Genomic DNA, 2,536 nt, shown 5'->3' with positions numbered 1-2,536 from the left:
GCACCCGGAGGGTGAAATAATAAACCCCCATTTGAAATGGGGGTTGCTAACTTAGAAACATAGTGGGATGTAAAGACACCACCTATGGCATTGACATATTCCCTGTAAGCTGATTTAATAGAAACATAGTGGGATGTAAAGTACGGAGTAATGATGTCACTTTTAAAACAATACTCGGATTTAATAGAAACATAGTGGGATGTAAAGAATGTTAATCATTACACCTAATAGACCCATGATAAGGATTTAATAGAAACATAGTGGGATGTAAAGAACTGATATAGAATATGCGGTGACATTGCGTAATACTCGATTTAATAGAAACATAGTGGGATGTAAAGGTAAGTGATTATGAAGTATAGAACGGAGGTTGATTGGATTTAATAGAAACATAGTGGGATGTAAAGTCTTTTATAAGTGGCGAATGGAACAAAAAATTATACGATTTAATAGAAACATAGTGGGATGTAAAGCAATATCCGTCTAACACATCATTAGAACCACTTGAAAGATTTAATAGAAACATAATGGGATGTAAAGGAAACGCTGCAAGAAAAGCTAATAGACACAGAGATTTAATAGAAACATTGTGGAATGTAGAGGCATCAACTTGACAAATTGTTGTATGTTTTCTCATGATTTATAGAAACATTATGGTAAGTTACAAAATTTCACGCACAGAAGGAGAAGAATATATGGAAGAGAGAATAACTGGAGTAATGATTTATTATTATTTCGTGTGCAAGCGTAAGCTATGGTATTTTTGTCATGAAATTAATATGGAATCAGGTAACGAGGATGTACAGCTTGGAAAGATTTTGGATGAAACAAGTTATGGAAGGAGTGAGAAACATATTCAGATCAATGGTGAGATTAACATTGATTTTATAAAAGAACATCATGAATTACATGAGATTAAAAAAAGTAAGTCAATAGAGCAGGCAGGAATATGGCAGGTTAAATATTATCTGTATTATTTAAAAAAGCGTGGAGTAGATGGATTAAAGGCAAAAATAGATTATCCATTATTAAAAGAAAATGTTATGGTTGAATTATCAAAAGATGACGAAATTCAGCTACAGTGTGTGATTAAAGATATTGTTAAAATGAAAAGGGAAAAAAGACCTCCGATTATGAAGAAAACAAAATTGTGTTCAAAATGTGCATATCGTGATTTGTGTTTAATTTGAGAGGAGGGTGTCTATGAAGCAAAGTTTTTATGTTTATAATGATGGTGAAATTAAAAGGAAAGATAATACACTACAATTTCGTACATATGAGGGAGAAAAAAGGGATATTCCGATAGAGCGGGTTTCGGACATTTATGTTATGTCAGAAATGTCATTTAATACAGCATTTTTAAACTATATTTCTCAGTATGGTATTCCGATTCATTTTTTTAATTATTATAATTTTTATACGGGAAGTTATTATCCGAGGGAATCACTGCTTGCCGGACAGTTATTGGTGAATCAGGTGGAGTGTTATCGTGATAATGTGAAAAGATTGAAAATTGCTCAGAAAATCATAGATGCCTCATCTTTCAACATATATAGAAATTTGAGATATTATAATGGAAGAGGTAAGGATGTTTCAAAGTGGATGAGTGAAATAGAAGGATTGAGAAAACACATTGAAAAGACCAATACGATAAATGAACTTATGGGCATTGAAGGAAATATAAGGCAACAATATTATGCGGCATGGAATGTTATAATAAATCAGGAAATAAAGTTTGAAAAAAGAGTAATGCATCCGCCTGACAATATGATAAATTCACTTATATCATATGTAAATTCATTGATTTACTCAAAAACATTAAGCGAAGTTTATCACACACAGTTAAATCCAACAATCAGTTATCTGCATGAGCCTGGGGTAAGGCGTTATTCATTGTGCTTAGATATATCTGAGGTTTTTAAACCTCTAATAGGTGATAGGTTAATATTTTCATTATTAAATAGAAATCAGATTACAGAAGACAGTTTTACACAGGAACTAAATTTTTTACATTTGAAAAAAGAAGCGTCAAAGTTGATTGTGAGGGAACTGGAAAATTCATTAAAAAAGACGATTAAACATAAGGAATTGGGGAGGCAGGTGTCTTATCAATATTTGATACGGTTGGAATTATATAAGCTGATAAAGCACATAATCGGAGAAAAAGAATATGAAGGGTTTAAAATATGGTGGTAAAGAATGTATGTAGTTCTGGTATATGATATAAGTTTGGAAGATAAAGGTGCAAAAAGATGGAGGTCTGTTTTTAAGATATGTAAAAAATATCTCTCACATATACAAAATTCAGTATTTGAAGGTGAAATCTCAAAAGTTCAATTAACGAAATTGCAAAATGAATTAAAACCGCATATAGATAAAAATCTGGATTCAGTTATCATCTTTAAGAGCAGACAGGAAAAATGGCTTGAAAAAGATTTTTGGGGGAAAGATGATGATATGACGGATTTTATGCTTTAAGAATTGAAGAAAGGGTGGATGTTTTTTAGACATCCACCCTTTTTTAGTTTGCGCGCCA

Annotated in this window: 3 protein-coding genes and 1 CRISPR repeat array; all 3 genes read left to right on the top strand. The window is 31.8% G+C overall.

All coding sequences use genetic code 11. The features are described from left to right. Positions 1-45: 45 nt before the first annotated feature. A CRISPR array of direct repeats spans positions 46-666; the repeat unit is 30 nt; unit sequence GATTTAATAGAAACATAGTGGGATGTAAAG. A gap of 29 nt (positions 667-695) precedes the next feature. The 3 genes from KQI69_RS00850 to cas2 are packed head-to-tail and all read left to right on the top strand — an operon-like array spanning position 696 to position 2,478. Beyond that, complete coding sequence (locus KQI69_RS00850) at positions 696-1,190, top strand: CRISPR-associated protein Cas4 (protein WP_216563391.1); 495 nt, start codon at positions 696-698, stop codon at positions 1,188-1,190. 13 nt (positions 1,191-1,203) lie between these two features. Next, a complete protein-coding gene (cas1b, locus tag KQI69_RS00845; RefSeq protein ID WP_216563390.1) occupies positions 1,204-2,196 on the top strand; it encodes a type I-B CRISPR-associated endonuclease Cas1b in 993 nt (330 codons plus the stop codon). Positions 2,197-2,199: 3 nt separating this feature from the next. Next, a complete protein-coding gene (gene cas2 / locus KQI69_RS00840; protein WP_216563389.1) occupies positions 2,200-2,478 on the top strand; it encodes a CRISPR-associated endonuclease Cas2 in 279 nt (92 codons plus the stop codon). The last annotated feature ends 58 nt before the right edge of the window (positions 2,479-2,536 follow it).

The sequence above is a fragment of the Eubacterium sp. MSJ-13 genome (assembly GCF_018918235.1).
Taxonomy (GTDB): Bacteria; Bacillota; Clostridia; order Lachnospirales; family Lachnospiraceae; genus Butyribacter.
The sequence above is the reverse complement of the archived record's forward strand: the minus strand, read 5'-3'. Positions and strand labels throughout refer to the sequence as shown.

What these genes read in the sequence shown, in the direction of transcription:
- KQI69_RS00850 (WP_216563391.1), top strand. Translation starts at nt 696, where the DNA reads ATGGAAGAGAGAATAACTGGAGTAATGATTTATTATTATTTCGTGTGC.
- cas1b (WP_216563390.1), top strand. Translation starts at nt 1,204, where the DNA reads ATGAAGCAAAGTTTTTATGTTTATAATGATGGTGAAATTAAAAGGAAA.
- cas2 (WP_216563389.1), top strand. Translation starts at nt 2,200, where the DNA reads ATGTATGTAGTTCTGGTATATGATATAAGTTTGGAAGATAAAGGTGCA.